Raw genomic sequence first — 18286 nt, 5'->3', positions numbered from 1 at the left:
TTCCGTCTCCTAGTCTCATCTGTAGCAACTTGCAAGCAAAACAGTATGAGATGATAGCGTGGATGTAAGGCTTTGATATAGGAGAAGGTTGATATCGATACGTCTTGGATCAAGCAGAAAGCCTTAGAATTAGGGTTTCATCGAGTCGGTATTGCCTCTGTTGACGATGACGCAACAGAGAGTCAACGTTTACAAGCATGGCTAGCACTTGGGTATCAAGCAGATATGGCATGGATGGCAAACCCTAAGCGACAAAATATCCAATTAGTTATGCCAGACGTGCGATCGCTAATTTGTGTTGCCTTAAACTACTACACTCCACACCAGCGCCCTCTAGATCCTAAATATGCCAAGCTATCCCGTTACGGCTGGGGTAGGGATTATCATAAAGTTTTACACAAAAAGCTGAAGTTGTTGAGTCATTGGTTAGAAGCACAAATACAAGGAATTCAAGTACGATACTATGCCGATACAGGTCCAGTACAAGATAAAGTCTGGGCACAGAAAGCAGGGATTGGTTGGATTGCCAAGAATGGCAATGTGATTACACGCGAATACGGTTCTTGGGTGTTTCTGGGCGAAATCTTGACCAACTTAAACTTAACTCCAGATCGCCCTCACACAGAACATTGCGGCAATTGCACGCGCTGTATTGATGCTTGTCCGACAGGTGCAATTACACAGCCGTTTGTTGTAGATGCAAATCGTTGTATCGCTTATCATACAATTGAGAATCGGAGTGAAAAATTACCTGAAGCAGTAGCATCGCAACTCAACGGTTGGGTTGCAGGTTGTGATATCTGCCAAGACGTTTGCCCCTGGAATCAGCGTTTTGCTAAAGAAACAGATGTAGCAGAATTTCAGCCTTATCCCTGGAATATTGCCCCTACATTAGCAGAACTTGCTGAGATTTCTGATACCGAGTGGAACAAGCAATTTCCAGCTTCAGCACTACGGCGTATTAAACCAGAAATGTTACGGCGAAATGCTAAAGCAAATCTGCAGGGCACAGCGAGAATGTCCACAAGCCAACAATAAATGCGCCCTACAATGACAGCAAAAGTGATTATTTTTGATTTTGATGGTACATTAGCCAACACAATTGACGTTATTGTTGATATTACAAATCGTTTGGCATTGGAGTTTGGCTATAAACAAACAACTCAAGTCGAACTTGAACAACTAAAAAAATTGAGTTCCAGAGAAATTGTCAAGCACTCAGGAATATCAATTTTAAAGCTACCTTTTCTGATTAGAAAAGTTAGGGCAGAACTTAACAAGGAAATTAACAATATTAGTCCTATCTGTGAAATTACAGACATCTTGAGCGAGCTAAGTTTTATGGGACATCGCTTGGGAATTATTACGTCTAATTCAAAAGAGAATATTGTGGAGTTTCTCGAAAAGAACGATTGGCAACACTTATTTGATTTTATTTACTCAGGAACAACTCTTTTCGGTAAGAGCAAAGTAATTAATAATCTTATTAAACAGGAAGACCTGAACCGCGAACAAATTGTTTATATAGGCGACGAGACAAGAGATATTGAAGCAGCGAGAAAGAGTAACGTTAAGGCGATCGCCGTGGCTTGGGGATTTAATTCTCCAGAGGTTTTAGCACAACAGAACCCAGATTTTTTAGTGCATCAACCACAAGAATTATTATCAGCAGTCATAGCCTTAAATTCTAGCGAAATTCAGTTAAATTCTGATTTGAGTAATCAAGGCACATTGAAGTTCTAGCTATATGATCTCTTTTATATACAAACAAATAATGCTCAACTTACTGTAGTTGAGCAAAAGATTATAAGCTGTGATATCAATATAGTTTGACAGAAAGATTTACTATGAATTACCAGCTTTACCCTTGTCCATAGCTTTCTTGATTAGATCGTCAGAAACTTCTGTTCCAGATTCAGCTACACTGTCTTGTGCCATTTGTTTATAATCATCTGGATTACCTGTGGTTGCTTCAGTTTGAGTTTCTTCTTGCTGAGACACTTCAAATTGTGGTGCTGTTGCTTCTTGTGCAGCTTGTGCGCCTGCTTCTGTACGATCCACGTCACTCACACTCATTTGCTGAGCAGCTGCGTAATCAGCATCAAAATCTACATTTGTTACTTTCTCTTTGCCTGCAGCTATGTTTTCTGCTGCAAGTTGTGCTTCTTGAGTAGTTGCTTGCTCAGGGTTAGGTTTGATTTCTTCGTCAGCCATAAGTGTCTCCTATGGATTTTTTTTATTTATGCTGCGATCGTATCAGAGGGCGACTACACTGCCATAACCTCATTGAGATAGATCTTGTATCTCTGTTCTAAGAAGTATCCGTAATTAACAACTCACAAAACTAAACTCTCTCTCTTGGAGGGCGAATTAAAGTTGCAAACTTTGATACTCCTGATAATTAGAACGTTTTCTCTGGAGATAAGCTATGACTTCTAGCCCAAATACCAATCAGCCCCAAGCATTGAGTGATGAAACACAAAAAGTTGTTCAAGCTTTCGATGGGTTAGAAACTGATGCAAAACTAGCTTGGTTTTACTTGGTTTATCAGAAAATGGGTAGCTCTATTACTCCCGCTGCGCCAGCCGCAACTGATCCAGAATTAGCACCAATGCTGCTAGGAGACTACTATAAGTTATCGGATAACGAGCAACTTGCTGTTATGCGGCAAATTGTAAACCGAGAGGAGTCAGAATATTCACGTGCTTACGGTGCATTGAAAGAAAACAATCAATTGATGGTTTGGTATGCTTGGGCACAAGCTATGGGCGATAGTGTAGTAGGAATGCCTAATGACTATCAACCAACTGAAGCTATTAACAGCTTGTTGTCGCAAATTGAAGGGCTTGATTTTGACGATCAAATTTCAATTTTCCGAACAATTGCTAGCCAAATGGGTTACACCGACGTTAAACCAATTGAAACTCAAGCACAAACTGGAAAAACATCAAGCCTTTAAACTAGTGAGATTTAAGTCACAACTAGTAATTGCGTTTGAGCTTAAGCCCGCTGACACGGGCTTAGCTTGTATTTGAAAACATTACGAACAGATGACGACTTCTGAATATAACTTATCTAACTTTTCTGGTTCACAAGGTTTTTTAGTTTTAATTGCGGGAGTGTTACTAGCTTTTGCCTTTCAAATATTGCTAAGTAATTTCTTCATTGCTTTAGGAATTTCCTATTCAGACTCAACAGCGTTAGATTCTGATGTTAAGGATGACTCAAGCATAGACAACAAGATAGATAAGATTGGCATGGTAGTTGGGCTGAGGACTTTAGGAACTATCAGCATTACACTATTCGCAGCTTGTTTTTTGGCAGTCAAACTCAGCTTCACACGCGATCAGTTCTTAGGAGCAATTCTTGGGCTGATTATTTGGGCAGCTTACTTATCGTTACTTATCTGGGTTAGTTCAACCACTGTCAGCTCTGTCATTGGTACACTTCTTAAAACAGCAACTTCGGGTTTGCAAGGTATTGTAGGAACAGCAGCAATAGCTATTGGTGCTAAAAATGTTAGCGAGCAGCTTGTTTCCACAGCAGAAACTGCTGCTACTGTTATTAGACAAGAGTTAAGCTTAGCGGTAGATGCAATCAGTCGCCGCGAGGCAATCGACAACTATCTCAAAAAGTTACAGTTGCCAGAGGCAGATCGCGAAGAAATTCGAGAACAATTTGAAAGATTAGTTGCTGATCCAGCGATGAAATCTATTGCCAGAGAAAATCATTTGCGACAAATGGGTCGTCAAACTTTTGTAGACTTAGTGAATAGCCGTACAGAATTCTCAAAACAATCTATTAGTCAGGCTTTAGACTCTTGGGAAGGTTTTTGGCAGCAAGCTTGGAGTCAGCAGCAACTGCAAGGATTTCACAGTGGATTGTTAGATGAACTCAAGTCTGCGCAATTAGAATCACAGCCTAGTCAATTAACTCCTAAGCTAGAACAATTGATCGAAGCTACTCGCAAACAACAAGCCCAACAACAAGCAGAAGCTGCTCAAAAAGTTGCAAAAACTGCGGCTTGGTGGTTATTTGGCACAATATTTTTTTCTGCATCTGCCTCAGCGATCGCTGGATCTCTAGCGGTTTTACACTAACGCGATCGCTTGGCGACTTTAGTCGCGGTTAAGCAAACGTAGACGTGAAGCGGCTTCCCGCAGGGTGGTTCACTGATGTCGATTAACAACAGGGGTTAGGAAATAACCCTAAACTTGACTTCTTGTCTAGGATGTTGCCACTCTATTAATATCAGATGGAGTCAGGTGGGAGTGAATAACTTGACCATCTTTAAACCAGACAATGCGTTGAGTTTTACGAGCGACATCAGGTTCATGCGTTACCATGACAATCGTGATCCCACTGACATTGAGTTCGCCAAAAATTTCTAAGACTTCTTGAGTTGTTTTCGAGTCGAGTGCGCCTGTAGGTTCATCTGCAAGCAGTAGCACGGGTTGATTGACAATTGCTCTTGCGATCGCAACTCGTTGCTGTTGTCCACCAGAAAGCTGATTTGGTCGATTATTCAGGCGATTTCCTAAGCCAACACGTTGTAAAGCAACAGTTGCGCGATCGCGTCTTTCTGATGTTGAAATCCCTGCATAAACCATCGGTAGCATAACGTTTTCTAGGGCTGTTGATTGAGGGAGTAAGTGAAATTGTTGAAAGACAAATCCAATTTTACGGTTGCGGATGTGCGCTAACTCGGTATCATTTAAATTTGCAACGTCAACGCCATCTAAGTAGTAGTGACCTTTAGTTGGGCGATCGAGACAGCCGATAATATTCATCGCTGTTGATTTGCCAGAGCCTGACGCACCCATGATCGCGCAATACTCACCTTGTTCTACGGTCAAACTAACATCTGCTAATGCTTGCACTTCAGTTTCTCCAGCACCATAGATCTTAAAGACATTTTCTAGGCGTACTATCGTAGTTGCTACAGCATCGTCATCACGCTGGGCAATTCCTATAGGAGAGTGTGAGGAGTAGTGTTCCATGCAGAGTACTTATCCTAAACGCTAGATTAATGAGTTGAAATCTTCTCAAAATCAAAATTGGTAAAACTGTTCTCCATTTCCTTGCCCCTTTTATTGCCTACGATCGCCAACGCAGAACTTGGGTTTTGACTGGGTTGTTAAAAGGGCGTTCTTCGGCTGTAGCGCGGGCAAACTCAGCTTTTAACTGATAGTACCAACGTGCTTGAGTATCCGCATCGCGAATGAGTAGTAAAGTCGGATCGTATTTCAAGCCTTCTTGCTGCTTAATCACGACTTGACGATCTTGATCGAGAAAGGCACGGACAAAAGGTCTAATCAGTGGTTTAATTGCTGTAATCCAGGGTGTTGTCCAATAAAGCAGAGTTGTCACCTCTGTTTCGGTTTCCGATATGGGAGTAACTGCTGTTAGGTTACAGACATTATGCTGTGCTGTACTAACGTGTTCAATTCGTACACCAGGAAGACGAAACGAGATTTCAGTTTCTGGTGCACCACCACCAATGAGTCGATAGCCCAGTGCGACATTAGGAATTTGATGCCGCCGCATGGTAAAGCCATAAGGCGAAGGATCAAAAGCTTTGACTTCTTCAAATAGCGATCGCCCTGATTTCCACCACCAAGAACGATGGACATATGGTAGATGCGCTGGGTCCATTAAACCAATAATGGCATGATCCACATAACAGGGGAAATGTAGCGTGACGACCATTTGAGATGATTTGTCACCAAAAAAAGGAACGACAGGAACTTCCATATTTGGCTCCTGCGGTGCATTTCGCTCATTGGATGTCATATAAATCCAGATGTTGCCCTGCACCTCCCGCACAGGATACTGCTTAACTTGAAAGCGACTGAGATCGAGTGGATCGCCTTCAACTAAGGCGGGAATCTCAGTACAGCGTCCTGTTTGATCGAAACGCCAACCATGATAACAACACTCAATTTCTTGTCCGTCGAACCGCCCACAGCTTAGCGGTACTGCACGATGGGGGCAGATGTTGCGTAGCGCAAACACTTTACCTTCACGGCTACGTGCAAAAACCACTGGTTCACCTAGCAAAGTCTTTGCCACCATAGCTCCCCGTTTGAGGGAACCTCCAGGTAAAGCGTAGTACCAAACATTGCGTAAGAAATCGTTTTTTGCCATCACAGGTTGAAGTAATTTACTAATCAGTGCTCATCCAGAATCTAGAATTGTATGGCTAGGCGCTTCTTAGGGCAACAATTGGATCGAGTTGAGCAGCGCGACGGGCAGGAACTACACCAAAAATAATGCCAATACCACCAGAAACACCAACCGCAAGGGCGATCGCAATTGGTGAAACTCCAGCTTGAAACGGTGTAAAGGCTCCAATCAAAAGGACGCCACCAACTCCTAAGGCTGTACCGAGTAAGCCCCCAGCTGCCGAAAGAATCACAGCTTCAATCAAAAACTGAATTAAAACATCATCCTGAGTCGCACCGATTGCTTTACGCAGCCCGATTTCTTGCGTTCTTTCAGTGACAGACACGAGCATGATATTCATCACGCCAATACCACCTACTAACAAGGAAATACCAGCGATCGCCGCTAACATAATCGTCAAAGCACCTGTGACTGTTCCTGCAATCTCTAAAACGTCTTTTTGGCTTTCCACACTAAAGTCATCTTCGCGCGTAATCTTGTGCCGTAACCGTAGCAAGTTTGTAATTTGAAACTGGGCTGCATCAACACTTGCTTCATTTTGTGCCGACACCGAAATAAACGTTAAGTTTACGCCATAAGGAGAATTCTCACCGATAATTCGGCTTGCCATTGTGGTGATGGGAATGTAAGCACTGTCGTCATAGTTTGTCCCTAAGACTGAGCCTTTCGCCTCCATAACACCGATGACTAAGAAACTAACATTTCTGATTCTGATCTGCTGACCAATTGGATCTTGATTTCCAAAGAGGCGTTCGGCTAAATCGACACCCAAGGTAACAACTTGGTTATTTCGCTTAACGTCAAGGTCGGTGATAAATCTACCACGCTCAGTATCAAAACTACGTACGATAGAAAAGTCTGGGTTTGTTCCCACCATCAAGCTGTATGTATTGCGGTTACGGTAGGTGACGAGTTCGCGAGAGTGTAATTGCGGTGCAACTGCGGCGACGGTTGGGACTTGTGTGGCGATCGCTTCAGCGTCTTCTAAAACCAAAGTTCTTGGCAAATCAACAGTTGTCCGCTGCGCGTCACGGTTTCCTGGAACGATAAACAATACGTTAGTGCCTAAAGACTCAAACTGTCCAGAAACAAATCTCTGAGCACCTTCACCAATACCCACCATTGCAATCACCGACGCATTGCCGATGATAATCCCTAGCATTGTGAGCGTGCTGCGTAGCTTATTTGCTAGCAGCGTTTTTGATGCCATTTTGACACTTTCTAAAATATCCATTACTGATAATTTGGTAACAGGTAACTGGGTAGTAGGGTAGGCGGGTAGTAGTGAATAATAGCAATTAAATCTCTCAATCTCTAGAAACTCGCCCACACTCTCATTCGCCACTAATCACTCACTACTGCTTCGTTTTGTGTTGGTCGTTGCCTTTCTGGGAGGTCAATAAATACGCGATCGCCTTCGTCTAAACCGGATAAAACTTGCGTGCGATCTTGAAGGCTTGGTCCAATTGTTACCGGACGAAAAAGCGGCTGATTGTTTTGCCCTGGAACAAGGACACCAGTTTCACCGCGTTCTGTGACAATCGCCACCGTAGGAACCATCAGGGCATCAGATAGTTGTTCGCCAAGAAAGGTGACATCTACATTCATCCCTGAACGCAACTCTTGCGTGCCAGTTTCCAAGGCAACTCTTACTTGAAACGAAGTCACATTTTGTTCAACAACGGCTTCTGGAGCAATTAAACGAACGCGACCTTGAAAAACCTGCTCAGGGTAAGCATCAGCAATAATTTCCACCGTTTGCCCTTGCTTAATTTGTCCGACGTCTACTTCCGGAACTTGTGCCAAGATTTCTAAACCTCTGGCGATCGCAACAATCGATGTTGAGGTCGCTGATGCAGTGCTAGAAGCTGAGGTTGTTGGCGTGACAAAAGCTCCTTCGGTTGCGTATTTTTGGGTAACAATCCCATCAAACGGCGCGCGAATGATCGTGTCTTCTAGTTGTACTTGAATCGCTTGGACTTGACTAGCAGATGCAGCAACTGTGGCGCGGCGTTGGGCAATTTCTTCTGGACGCGAACCACTTTGAGCTTGTTGAAGGGCGGCGCGGGCTTCATTCACTGCGGCTTGGCGCTGAGTGATTTCCTCAGAACGGCTCCCACTTTGTAATTGTGCTAATCGCCTTTGGGCTTCTTGTAATGCAGCTTGCGCACTGCGATCGTCGGCGATCACCTCATCAAGACGATCTTGCGCGATCGCTCCTTCTTGAGACAATACGCGATTGCGTTGAACTCGGCTACTTGTCAAACTAACCCTAGCTTGGGCTGCATCTACTTGAGCTTGGGCTTGGGCAATTTCTTCTGGACGATTTCCAGTACGCGCTTGGGCAAGTTGGGCTTCGGCTTGAGCTAGACGCGCTCTTGCTTGAGCAATTTCTTCAGGTCGGCTACCCGCAAGTGCTTGGTCGAGTTGGGCTTGAGATTGAGCTAAGTTAGCACGCGCTTGGGCAAGTTGAGCTTGAAGTTCGGCGTTATCCATCCGCGCAATAATTTGTCCTTGTTTTACCGAATCGCCTTGTTCAACACTCAACTGTGTAAGCCGCCCAGAGGTTTTAGGACTGAGGTTCACACTCTGAAAAGGAACAACTTTACCGCTGGCAGTGATACGTAATGTTACATTTTGTGATTCTACGGGTACAGTCAGTTCTGCAACATTAATTCTTGGTGTTGTTCGACTCATAACTGCATAAGTACCACCGCTGACCACAACACCAGTTGCTAATAGCCCCATTAGCCAGCGACGTGGATGCTTGACTTTGCCAATTAAGGGAATTTCCATGTATGTGGTCATATGAGTGGGCAGATGATGCCAAGTAATAAGAAGGTCATCTTCGTTAAGTTGTTGCGAGCGATCGCGCTGACAAGCTAAAAATTGATAATAAACTTAATCTTTCTTGATCTTAACGACTAGCAGCCGGCTCTAGACAGTTTTTAAAGTAGTATTTCCCTCCCAATAACCGACGCAGAGGGTAGGCAGGTAAGTGGGTAGGTGAGTATGAGGGAAAATAGTAATTAGATCTCTCCCACACTCCTACTCTCCCACTAGCCACTCGCTTTGTGTCATTAAAATTCTTGCTATTACCAGTGAGGCGGGTAAACTTGCTTAAGATATCCACATCAACAGCTATACAAGATGAACACATTGATACCTGTGATTTTAGCTGGGGGTAAAGGAGAGCGATTTTGGCCCCTCAGTCGCAAACAACGTCCTAAACAGTTTTTAAGCTTGGACGGCAGCGGAAAAAGCTTGTTACAAGCAACTGCCGATCGACTGTTACCATTAGCAGAAGATTGGCAAAATCTCTGGGTGGTGACTTCTAGTCAACTTGTACAAGGTGTGCAAGAACAGCTACCAGATTTGCCAACGCTAAATTTATTAGCAGAACCTGAAGGACGTGATACAGCTCCAGCTGTGGCATGGAGTACACTAGAAGTTGCCAAGCGTTACGGAGAAGACGCAGTTATTGGCTTTTTTCCTGCCGATCCTTGGATTGACAACCAAGCCAACTTTCACAAAACGCTGTGTGCTGCGACATTACTAGCATCAACAGAAAAGGCGATCGCGACTTTAGGTATTAAGCCGACTTATCCTGCTACAGGGTACGGTTACATTGAGCAAGGAGATTTAGCTGGTTCTTTTGGTGGCTTACCCGTCTACCGCGTCAATCGCTTTACTGAAAAACCAGATCGCGAAACAGCCGAGTCTTTCTTAGTGACAAATCGTTTTAGCTGGAATAGCGGAATGTTTGTTTTTCGTGCTGGTGTTGTGCTAGAAGAACTACGAACCTACGCTCCAGAAATGATGCGATTACTAGAAACTGAAGGAGTATCGGCTTACGCACATCTACCAAAAATCAGTATTGATTACGCTTTGATGGAGAAAACTCGAATTGCCTATGTTTTGCCAGTCGATTTTGGTTGGGACGATCTAGGAGATTGGAACGCAATTGAGCGATTACTCAAAAAAGACTCCCTTAACGTCGAGTTAGCCAATCACGTTGGGTTAGATACCAAAGATACGCTGCTTTATGCCACGAGTGACGATGATGTGATTGTTACTATTGGATTAGAAGATGTCGTGGTGGTGCGCGATCGCAATGTCACTCTGATTGCGAGAAAAGATCGCACTCAAGACATTAAACAAGCACTCAAACTTTTGCAGGATAACCCCAAATTCACGGATCTGTTATAAAACGTCTGCACTACCTTATAAAAAGCTGTGTTTCTAACTCAAACAACATCTCGGCAAAGAGAAATTCTGGAAGTTTTCCTGCGTAATGGCTGGGACTATATGCGACGGCTGTTGACTGGAGGAAAAACTGACGAACCTCAATTACCTACTCCTGCTGTTCTGCGAAACATCTTGGTTGATCTCGGACCTGTATACGTTAAGTTTGGGCAGTTACTCAGTACTCGCCCTGACTTGCTTCCTGCAGCTTACATTGATGAACTGTCAATGCTGCAAGATGATGTACCACCCGTTAATTGGGCAGATATTGAAGTTGTCATTCGTCAGCAACTACCACAGTCGCTTGAATCTACCTTTACCACAATTGATCCGCGACCTGTTGCAGCAGGATCAATTGCTCAAACACACAAAGCTATCTTAATTGATGGGCGAGAAGTTGCAATCAAAGTTCAACGCCCTGGAATTGATGCGATTGTTGCGCAAGATATCTCACTCATTCGCGGTGTAGCCGACTTGGTAGCGCGCACTGAGTTTGGGCAAATGTATGATATTGACTCTTTGGCTGAAGAATTTACCAAAGCGTTAGAGGCAGAGCTAGACTTTATCCGAGAGGCGAGTTTTACAGATCAATTACGGCGTAATCTTACTAATAGTCGCTGGTTTGATTCTTCGCAGTTAGTCGTAGCAGAAATCTACTGGGACTTAACAACAGCTAAGTTGCTTGTTATGGAGTGGCTCGATGGAGTCCCAATTCTCTCAGGAGATTTTGGTAGCACGCAAAATGGTCAAGATCCCTATAAAAAACGAGCTGCTGTGACAAGCTTGTTGTTTCGTGCGTTCTTCCAGCAGGTTTATATTGATGGCTTCTTTCACGCTGACCCGCACCCAGGCAATCTATTTTACCTCAGAGATGGTCGCGTTGCATTGCTCGATTGCGGCATGGTAGGACGTTTAGATCCGCGATCGCAGCAAATTTTGACAGAAATGTTACTAGCGATCGTCGATTTAGACGCCCAAAGATGTGCGCAATTAACGTTGCAACTTGCTGATTCTGCCCAGCCAGTGATTTTATCGCGTTTGGAGAATGATTATGACCGAATGCTACGCAAATATTACAATTTAAGCTTGTCACAAATTAACTTTAGTCAAGTATTTTATGAAGTATTACAAGTAGCACGTAACAACAAGATTCGTTTACCAAGTAATTTGGGTTTATATGCAAAAACATTAGCAAATTTAGAGGGAGTTGCTCGTTTAGTTAACCCAGAAATCAATCTTTTGGATGAAATCAAACCACTGATTACAGACTTATTTCGACGTCAGTTATTTGGTGCTAATCCTGTGCAATCTTTGTTAAGAACTGCACTAGACTTAAAAAGTCTGTCGCTACAATCACCTCGCCAAATTGAGTTACTTTTAGATCGAGTCACGTCAGAAACACTTCAGTGGAATTTATCAGTACGCGGTTTAGATAATATCCGACGTACTATGGACGAGGCAGCTAATCGTCTGTCATTTAGTATTTTAGTTGGCTCTTTAATTATTGGTGCAGCACTTATTTCCAATAATGCCCAAACTACTGAATTATCTTGGTTGAGTACTATTTTATTTGCTACTGCCAGTTTGTTAGGACTGTGGCTAGTTTTTAGTACGATTCGTTCGGGAAGGTTGAAGTAAGTTACTAATGAGTGTGACCGAGAGCTTCCATCCAAATTCTATCAAAAGAAGATAGTTTTTGAATTTGCTCTTGTAGCCAAACTGTAAATAGTTCCTGTAATAACTTCCGGCGCATCATCTCGTCTAATTGTGCCGGAATTATCTTTTCTAATCTCACAATAAAAAACCATTCTCCTAATACTATAGGGCGCAATAGCTTTCCTGGTTGACTTGTTTTGAGTATTTTTGACAACTGTGGATGCAGTGTACCTAACTCTACTGGACCAACGATACCGCCAGTTTGTGCTTCCAGTCCTACAGAGAACTTCTTTGCTAATTCCGTAAATGATTGCTCTTTTTCATAAATTCGGAAATAAATCTCTTCAGCAATTCCTCCATCCTGAACTCTAATCAACGAACAAATGACTCGATCTAACTGTCCTTTACGCTGGAGAAAGTAAGTTTCTAATTTACTACCCCAAGTTAATTGCTTAAATTTTTCAATTTTGAGTTGGCGTGTTGCCATAGAAATTAATTGCCTTTGAGTTATACCATAATGCTCTAGCCAAGCTTGCTGTTTAGCAACGCTATCAAGGTGATGTTGCTGATAAAATTGCTGACAAGCACTCATAGTTTCCTCTGGAGTACAATCAATAGCGGCGATCGCCTGCTCAATAATCCTCTCACGCCACAATTGTGGCAATATTTGGCAACTCTTTACTAAAGACATGATTTCTTCAGCAGTGATGTCGGTTTCATTAGCGTGTAAAGTAGTTGTCATCGCTACTAAATCTTCTTTGCTCTATTCGACAATAGAAAAATATCTCTACAGTTTGTATCAATGCAGCCAGTTGATAAACAGTTGACTGCATCAAATACTCTCACTGTCGTGTTAAACGAGGAAGGTGGACGTATCAACAGGAGATGGAGGTAAAGTCTGGTCGTACACCAGTGTATAAGTACCAGTACTTCCGATCGCATCAGCAACCCCAATGTAGTATGTCCCGCTAGTGGGTGCAGTAAATTGCACCATAGGGTCATAACCCAATGCCCAGCTGTCGTCTTGATAAGCTAATAAGTTACCAGCACTATCAAAGATGCCAACCATAGGATCTGCTAAAGTTCCACCAGCATTTGAGGCACCAAGTACTGATATTGTGTAGTCTACTTGTCCAATAAACTCTACAGGAAAGAAATCCACTTCATCAGAGGTGCTAATACTATCTACAAAACTTGCCATGTCGTTTCTCCTGAAATAGGTGTTCTATGCGAGTATCCTATCGAAGCAATAACGGCAAAACTTTTCAGATTTAGATAATTTAAATGACCTACTTTGGTCGAGTTCTTTGCACTTCTGTGCAATTAGCTCATCTACTAGCATTGATGACGTACAAGGTTAAATGACTCTGATGCTATCACATGTGTCTTTAGTACACTGACTTTCCTTTCAGAATATTAGTTATACAAAATATAGACAATTCAGTTGTTAAGATTACAGATGAGTGTGAATTGAAAAATGCCCGTTTAGACTTGAAGCTTATCCTTCGAGAGAATGTAGTTTATACTTTCTCTCAACTGAGTGTTAATATTATAAAACTTACAAACATGAAACTAATAGTAAAAATATACTCTTTTTGTAGCAAAGTGATAATTTACTGATTTAATTTGAAACTAATAATTATAGATAGATAGTTTTGCCAAAAATAGATATCTTACAGGAATTACAGATGCTATTCAAATAAAGTTAAATTACTCAAAATTAGTGTGCAAAAGACAATTCTGGTAAGAATTTTATAGTAATTTTATAAAGAAGATAGGTAGAGTTTTTTTTAGTTGTAAATTTATTTATGATGGCATTCATGCAAGCTGTCTAATGTATAAATGGGAAGTCTTAAATTTACTGGATAAAGTGATATCCAACTTAGCTTTAATTTTGATGATAAATCGCACGCGATCGCAAATTTAATGCTAATAGCGTTACCCTTCCATTTGGATAATTGAGTTAAGGACTATGAATTGCTCCCAAAATGCAACCAATGGTCAAAACCAACGTGGTAATCTTTATTTTGGGTAATAAGAGTAGTCAGATGCCTTTTAGTAGAGATAGTAACAAGCTTGTTAATGCTTAGGAAAAGGTAAGATAACTAAAGACAGCGATCGCAATGTAAACAATATGACTACAAGTTTGTTAAAAAAACAATACAATTTTCACAAAAGTTCCGGTTAGTCGTTTGGATGAGAGTTATTTCATTTGCCTGCAGTAACCAAGGTAAGCTGTAAGCAACTTTCACGAAAAACAATTAACTATCTCTAGTATAGAGATGCTTTTTTTGATAAATTTTTAGTAAGTAAAAGTTAGCCCATATGTTTTTTCAAATAAAGATTTCATGAAGCAACTGCTAAATTTTTAAAGAAAGTTTAAAGTTTAAGCAAATCAATTAAGTTGCGTTAGTGTTCTTTTTTGGGGTTAGCATCTCTGGCAAATGTAGGAAATTATAATGGCTAAATTTGCACTACTTATTGGAGTTAGCCGCCACGGTACTGGCTTTAACACCTTACCTGGTGCAGTAAAAGATGTCGAGGCAATGCAACGTGTTCTGCAAAACCCAGATTTAGGATTTGATGAAGTAGAAATTCTACAAAACCCTGAACCTCTGAGCATGCAAGCAGCACTTGAGGCTTTATTTCGAGATAAGGCGCGTCAAAGTGATGATTTAGTATTACTTTATTTTTCTGGCTACTGTATCAGAGACTACAGTAATAAATTATATTTTGCGACAAATAGTACTAGTAAAAATCCTCAAAGGGAACTTATTAAATCAACAGTAGTACCGGCTGGTTTTATTCAAGATGTTATGAATGACAGCCGAGCGACGCAGCAAGTAGTTATTTTGGATTGTTGCTTTATTCAAGCTGCAGTGAATGTCGTTGCAGCACAGGCTCGTATCTCTGATGATGTTGCTAGGCAACTTGGAGGTAACAATAGAACTATTTTCTTATCTTCTGTAACTCAATCATTCTTTCAAAATAAAGGCAATGACCTTTCTACTTATACGCGTTACCTTGTTGAAGGTTTAGAAGGTGCGGCTGATTTGGATGGCGATCGCCAGATTGCAGTTGATGAGTTGCACGAATATGTCAGTCGCAAAGCAGAAGCAACTGCAGCTAATATAGAACCAGTAATTCTGAGTACACACAATAGCAGAATCTTACTTGCCCCTGTATCAGAAATACACTCACGCCGCGAAGAACCACAAGTACATCAAGCTAGTAGGGCAATCTTTGCACCAATACTCCAATATAGAAGTATCCGGCTGCTTTTAGGGGTTAGCTTGACAACGCTGGTCACTTTAGTGGGAGCAACCTATATTCTGCAACGACAACAATTGTTACAGTTGCCTTTTGGTGAATCTCTTGTTGCTGCACCAAGAGACTACAATCAAACTGCCCAAACACGCCTCGATCACTCTAAGACTGTTTGGTCACTGGCGACAACCCAGGATGGTCAAACCCTCGTTAGCAGCAGCGGTGACACAACAATTAGAATTTGGCATTTGCCAAGTGGTAGACCATTGCGTACGTTATCTGGACATACTTCGGCAGTTTGGTCAGTTGCGATCGCTCCTGATGGTAAATCATTAGTGAGTGGTAGTGGCGATAAAACAATTAAAGTATGGAACCTAGAAACAGGTGAACTGCTCCGAACTATGAGTGGATCGCAAGATACCGTTTGGGCAGTTTCAATTAGCCAAGATGGTAAAACTCTAGTCAGCGCTGATGGTAATAACACTATCAAAGTTTGGAATTTACAGTCTGGAGAGTTACTGCGAAGCTTTGCTGCAGAAACACCGCGGTTGAGAACAATTGCACTGAGTCCTGACGGACAAACCTTAGCGAGTGGCGGTCAAGGTCAAGACATTAACATCTGGGATGTTAATACAGGTAAACTAATTCGCACTCTAGCTGCACACAAAAGTAAGATTATTACTGTTGCCATTAGCTCTGATGGACAAACATTAGTCAGTGGTAGTAATGATGAAACCGTTGAAGTTTGGAACATACACACAGGTAAATTAGTACGAACTTTGCACGGACATACAGATCATGTAAACTCAGTAGCAATTAGCGCTGATGGTCAGTTTCTAGTCAGTGGAGCTGAAGATCGCGAAGTCAAATTGTGGAGTTTGCGTACGGGTCAGTTATTACACACCTTTCAAGGACATCCTGAAGATGTTTACTCTGTAGCAATTAGCCCCGACGATCAAACGGTAATTAGTGGCGACAAGGAAGGTCAAATTAAATTTTGGCGGTAGTTTGATCCCTAATTTTTTACCGGCTGGACGCTTATGCCATACAAGAGTACACACTGATTTTTGGAGATTTTCGCTACAATCTAGTGCTGAAACTTATAAATGCTAGGAGAAGTTAGATTGCCTACATTGGGAGTCAATATCGATCATATTGCAACAATTAGACAAGCACGACGAACTGTAGAACCCGATCCTGTCGCAGCAGCAGTCCTTGCCGAATTGGGAGGCGCTGACGGGATTACTGTACATTTACGCGAAGATAGACGCCATATTCAAGAAAGAGATGTGCAGTTGTTGCGGCAAACTGTACGAACGCATTTAAATTTAGAAATGGCAGCTACTGATGAAATGGTGGCGATCGCACTTGATATCAAACCGGATTACGTGACTCTTGTTCCCGAAAAACGCGAGGAAGTTACAACTGAAGGTGGATTAGATATTGTTGGTCAACTCGAACGTATGAACGAGGTCGTAGACAAGTTACAGTCTGCCGATATTCCTGTTAGTTTGTTTATTGATGCTGATCGCTCACAAATTGAAGCATCTGTCAAGACTAAAGCTCAATTTATTGAGTTACATACTGGGCGTTATGCAGAAGCCCACAACGAAGCAAATAGACAACAAGAACTTACAGTCCTTTCTCAAGGTGCCGAACAAGCGATCGCATCGGGGTTACGCGTCAATGCTGGACATGGATTGACGTATTGGAACGTCTACGCCGTGGCTTGTATTTCAGGTATGGAAGAACTCAATATTGGTCATACAATTGTTAGTCGAGCAGCTTTAGTTGGTTTAGAACGTGCTGTTCGTGAGATGAAACAAGCAATTCGTGGAGAGTTATAAAGTTCTCCTCAAATCAGTAAATGAAAGGTGAGATAATAACTACTCCCTGCGTCCTATTTTCTAGTCTCCAATATGCAAACTTACTACTACGTTCTGGCAAGTCAGCGCTTTCTCGTAGAAGAAGAACCATTGGATGAGGTTCTCAGAGAACGCACGCGCAATTATCACGAACAAGAAAAAGAAATCGATTTCTGGTTAGTCATGCAGCCAGCCTTTTTAGAAGCACCTGAAATGGCACAAATCAAAGCTAAATGCCCTCAACCTGCTGCAGCGGTGATTTCTACGAGTTCTCAATTTATTACTTGGCTGAAATTACGATTAGAGTACGTCATCACAGGAGAATTTCAAGCACCGTCACAGACAATTCCTAATCCCTTAGCTTCGCTGGCGTCAATGTCGTCATAAAATGAAAAGCAATATCAGTGAGGAGGCTATGTACCAACGTGGAGCAATGCCACTACTCGGCTTAATTGTACTCTCTGCTGTCCGTTGGGTTATGAGTATGAATGTGGCAGTGGCTCAATCAACTCCTCCTGATTGCCAGCCACCAAGAACGGGCGAATATCTTGTATTAGTGCGATCGCCAACGCCAGAAGCACAAGAAAAACTACGTCGTGCTCTGCCACCTAATACTAATACTATCGTTTGCCGCTATCTCAACGAGACAGTAACGCGCACTGGCACTTTTACACAATTAGACAATGCCAACTCGCAAGTACAATCGATTCGCTCCTTAGGGGTAGCAGCCTTTGTTGTCCGTCCTGCTACAAACCCACAAGCATCAACAGTAGCAGATCCCCAACCTTTAGGTGCAGGATATGCGGTATTAGTTGAATATTTCAACCGTCCTGAAACTGCAGCACAGGTACAGCAATTTTTAGGGACTGACGTCGGTTTAACTTTATATGTCCAGCGCCCTTACTTACTCGCACTACATACAAGCGATCAAAATAAAGCAACCGAAACTCTAAAAAGACTCAGCGATCAGGGCTTCTATGCTTTGTTAGTCAATAGTCGCCAAGTTACCCTCGTCCGCCCCAAAGCTTCACCGTAAAATTTTACTTTCAACTTAGAGAGTACTATTA

Annotated in this window: 17 protein-coding genes; 10 read left to right on the top strand and 7 right to left on the bottom strand. The window is 42.3% G+C overall.

All coding sequences use genetic code 11. The features are described from left to right. The first annotated feature begins 93 nt into the window (after nt 1–93). Both queG and CSQ79_RS14185 read left to right on the top strand, forming a co-directional pair. Nucleotides 94–1038 (top strand): tRNA epoxyqueuosine(34) reductase QueG, encoded by a 945-nt coding sequence (gene queG / locus CSQ79_RS14190; protein ID WP_099701826.1) that lies wholly within the window; start codon nt 94–96, stop codon nt 1036–1038. A gap of 12 nt (nt 1039–1050) precedes the next feature. After that, nucleotides 1051–1743, top strand: coding sequence for an HAD-IA family hydrolase (locus CSQ79_RS14185; RefSeq protein WP_099701987.1), 693 nt, complete (start codon nt 1051–1053; stop codon nt 1741–1743). A gap of 102 nt (nt 1744–1845) precedes the next feature. Here the strand turns inward: CSQ79_RS14185 and CSQ79_RS14180 are convergent, their stop codons facing one another. Next, complete coding sequence (locus tag CSQ79_RS14180) at nt 1846–2214, bottom strand: hypothetical protein (RefSeq protein WP_099701825.1); 369 nt, start codon at nt 2212–2214, stop codon at nt 1846–1848. A gap of 214 nt (nt 2215–2428) precedes the next feature. On the opposite strand from CSQ79_RS14180, the gene CSQ79_RS14175 reads away from it, so the two are divergent. Next, nucleotides 2429–2959, top strand: a complete 531-nt coding sequence (locus tag CSQ79_RS14175) for an orange carotenoid protein N-terminal domain-containing protein (RefSeq protein WP_099701824.1) — start codon at nt 2429–2431, stop codon at nt 2957–2959. 91 nt (nt 2960–3050) lie between these two features. After that, nucleotides 3051–4100 carry a hypothetical protein gene (locus CSQ79_RS14170; RefSeq protein ID WP_099701823.1) on the top strand — a complete coding sequence of 350 codons (1050 nt, stop codon included), beginning with the start codon at nt 3051–3053 and terminating at the stop codon, nt 4098–4100. 126 nt (nt 4101–4226) lie between these two features. Here the strand turns inward: CSQ79_RS14170 and CSQ79_RS14165 are convergent, their stop codons facing one another. From CSQ79_RS14165 to CSQ79_RS14150, 4 genes are all read right to left on the bottom strand, one after another. Then, nucleotides 4227–5000 (bottom strand): ABC transporter ATP-binding protein, encoded by a 774-nt coding sequence (locus CSQ79_RS14165; RefSeq protein WP_099701822.1) that lies wholly within the window; start codon nt 4998–5000, stop codon nt 4227–4229. A gap of 97 nt (nt 5001–5097) precedes the next feature. After that, nucleotides 5098–6147, bottom strand: a complete 1050-nt coding sequence (locus CSQ79_RS14160; protein ID WP_099701821.1) for a Rieske 2Fe-2S domain-containing protein — start codon at nt 6145–6147, stop codon at nt 5098–5100. A gap of 55 nt (nt 6148–6202) precedes the next feature. Continuing rightward, entirely contained in the window at nt 6203–7420 is a 1218-nt protein-coding gene (locus CSQ79_RS14155; protein WP_099701986.1) for an ABC transporter permease, read from the bottom strand. A 110-nt stretch (nt 7421–7530) separates the two neighbouring features. After that, nucleotides 7531–8994, bottom strand: a complete 1464-nt coding sequence (locus tag CSQ79_RS14150) for an efflux RND transporter periplasmic adaptor subunit (protein ID WP_099701820.1) — start codon at nt 8992–8994, stop codon at nt 7531–7533. 342 nt (nt 8995–9336) lie between these two features. Between CSQ79_RS14150 and CSQ79_RS14145 the strand changes: the two genes are divergently transcribed. Then, nucleotides 9337–10395 (top strand): mannose-1-phosphate guanylyltransferase, encoded by a 1059-nt coding sequence (locus CSQ79_RS14145; RefSeq protein WP_099701819.1) that lies wholly within the window; start codon nt 9337–9339, stop codon nt 10393–10395. Between the two features lie 27 nt (nt 10396–10422). Next, complete coding sequence (locus CSQ79_RS14140; RefSeq protein ID WP_099701818.1) at nt 10423–12069, top strand: ABC1 kinase family protein; 1647 nt, start codon at nt 10423–10425, stop codon at nt 12067–12069. 4 nt (nt 12070–12073) lie between these two features. On the opposite strand, the gene CSQ79_RS14135 is transcribed toward CSQ79_RS14140, so the two are convergent. Beyond that, entirely contained in the window at nt 12074–12829 is a 756-nt protein-coding gene (locus tag CSQ79_RS14135; RefSeq protein WP_099701817.1) for a peptidylprolyl isomerase, read from the bottom strand. 111 nt (nt 12830–12940) lie between these two features. After that, nucleotides 12941–13288 (bottom strand): DVUA0089 family protein, encoded by a 348-nt coding sequence (locus tag CSQ79_RS14130; RefSeq protein ID WP_099701816.1) that lies wholly within the window; start codon nt 13286–13288, stop codon nt 12941–12943. Nucleotides 13289–14546: 1258 nt separating this feature from the next. On the opposite strand from CSQ79_RS14130, the gene CSQ79_RS14125 reads away from it, so the two are divergent. The 4 genes from CSQ79_RS14125 to CSQ79_RS14110 all read left to right on the top strand — a co-directional run bounded on the left by CSQ79_RS14125 (nt 14547) and on the right by CSQ79_RS14110 (nt 18255). Next, on the top strand, nt 14547–16361 hold the full coding sequence (locus CSQ79_RS14125; RefSeq protein ID WP_099701815.1) for a caspase family protein: 1815 nt from the start codon (nt 14547–14549) through the stop codon (nt 16359–16361). Nucleotides 16362–16478: 117 nt separating this feature from the next. Further along, nucleotides 16479–17201, top strand: a complete 723-nt coding sequence (locus CSQ79_RS14120) for a pyridoxine 5'-phosphate synthase (RefSeq protein WP_099701985.1) — start codon at nt 16479–16481, stop codon at nt 17199–17201. A 72-nt stretch (nt 17202–17273) separates the two neighbouring features. After that, entirely contained in the window at nt 17274–17606 is a 333-nt protein-coding gene (locus CSQ79_RS14115) for an MgPME-cyclase complex family protein (protein WP_099701814.1), read from the top strand. A gap of 28 nt (nt 17607–17634) precedes the next feature. Next, nucleotides 17635–18255, top strand: coding sequence for a hypothetical protein (locus CSQ79_RS14110; protein ID WP_289501131.1), 621 nt, complete (start codon nt 17635–17637; stop codon nt 18253–18255). The last annotated feature ends 31 nt before the right edge of the window (nt 18256–18286 follow it).

It is taken from the genome of Gloeocapsopsis sp. IPPAS B-1203, assembly GCF_002749975.1.
In the GTDB taxonomy this organism is placed as follows: Bacteria; Cyanobacteriota; Cyanobacteriia; order Cyanobacteriales; family Chroococcidiopsidaceae; genus Gloeocapsopsis.
The sequence above is the reverse complement of the archived record's forward strand: the minus strand, read 5'-3'. Positions and strand labels throughout refer to the sequence as shown.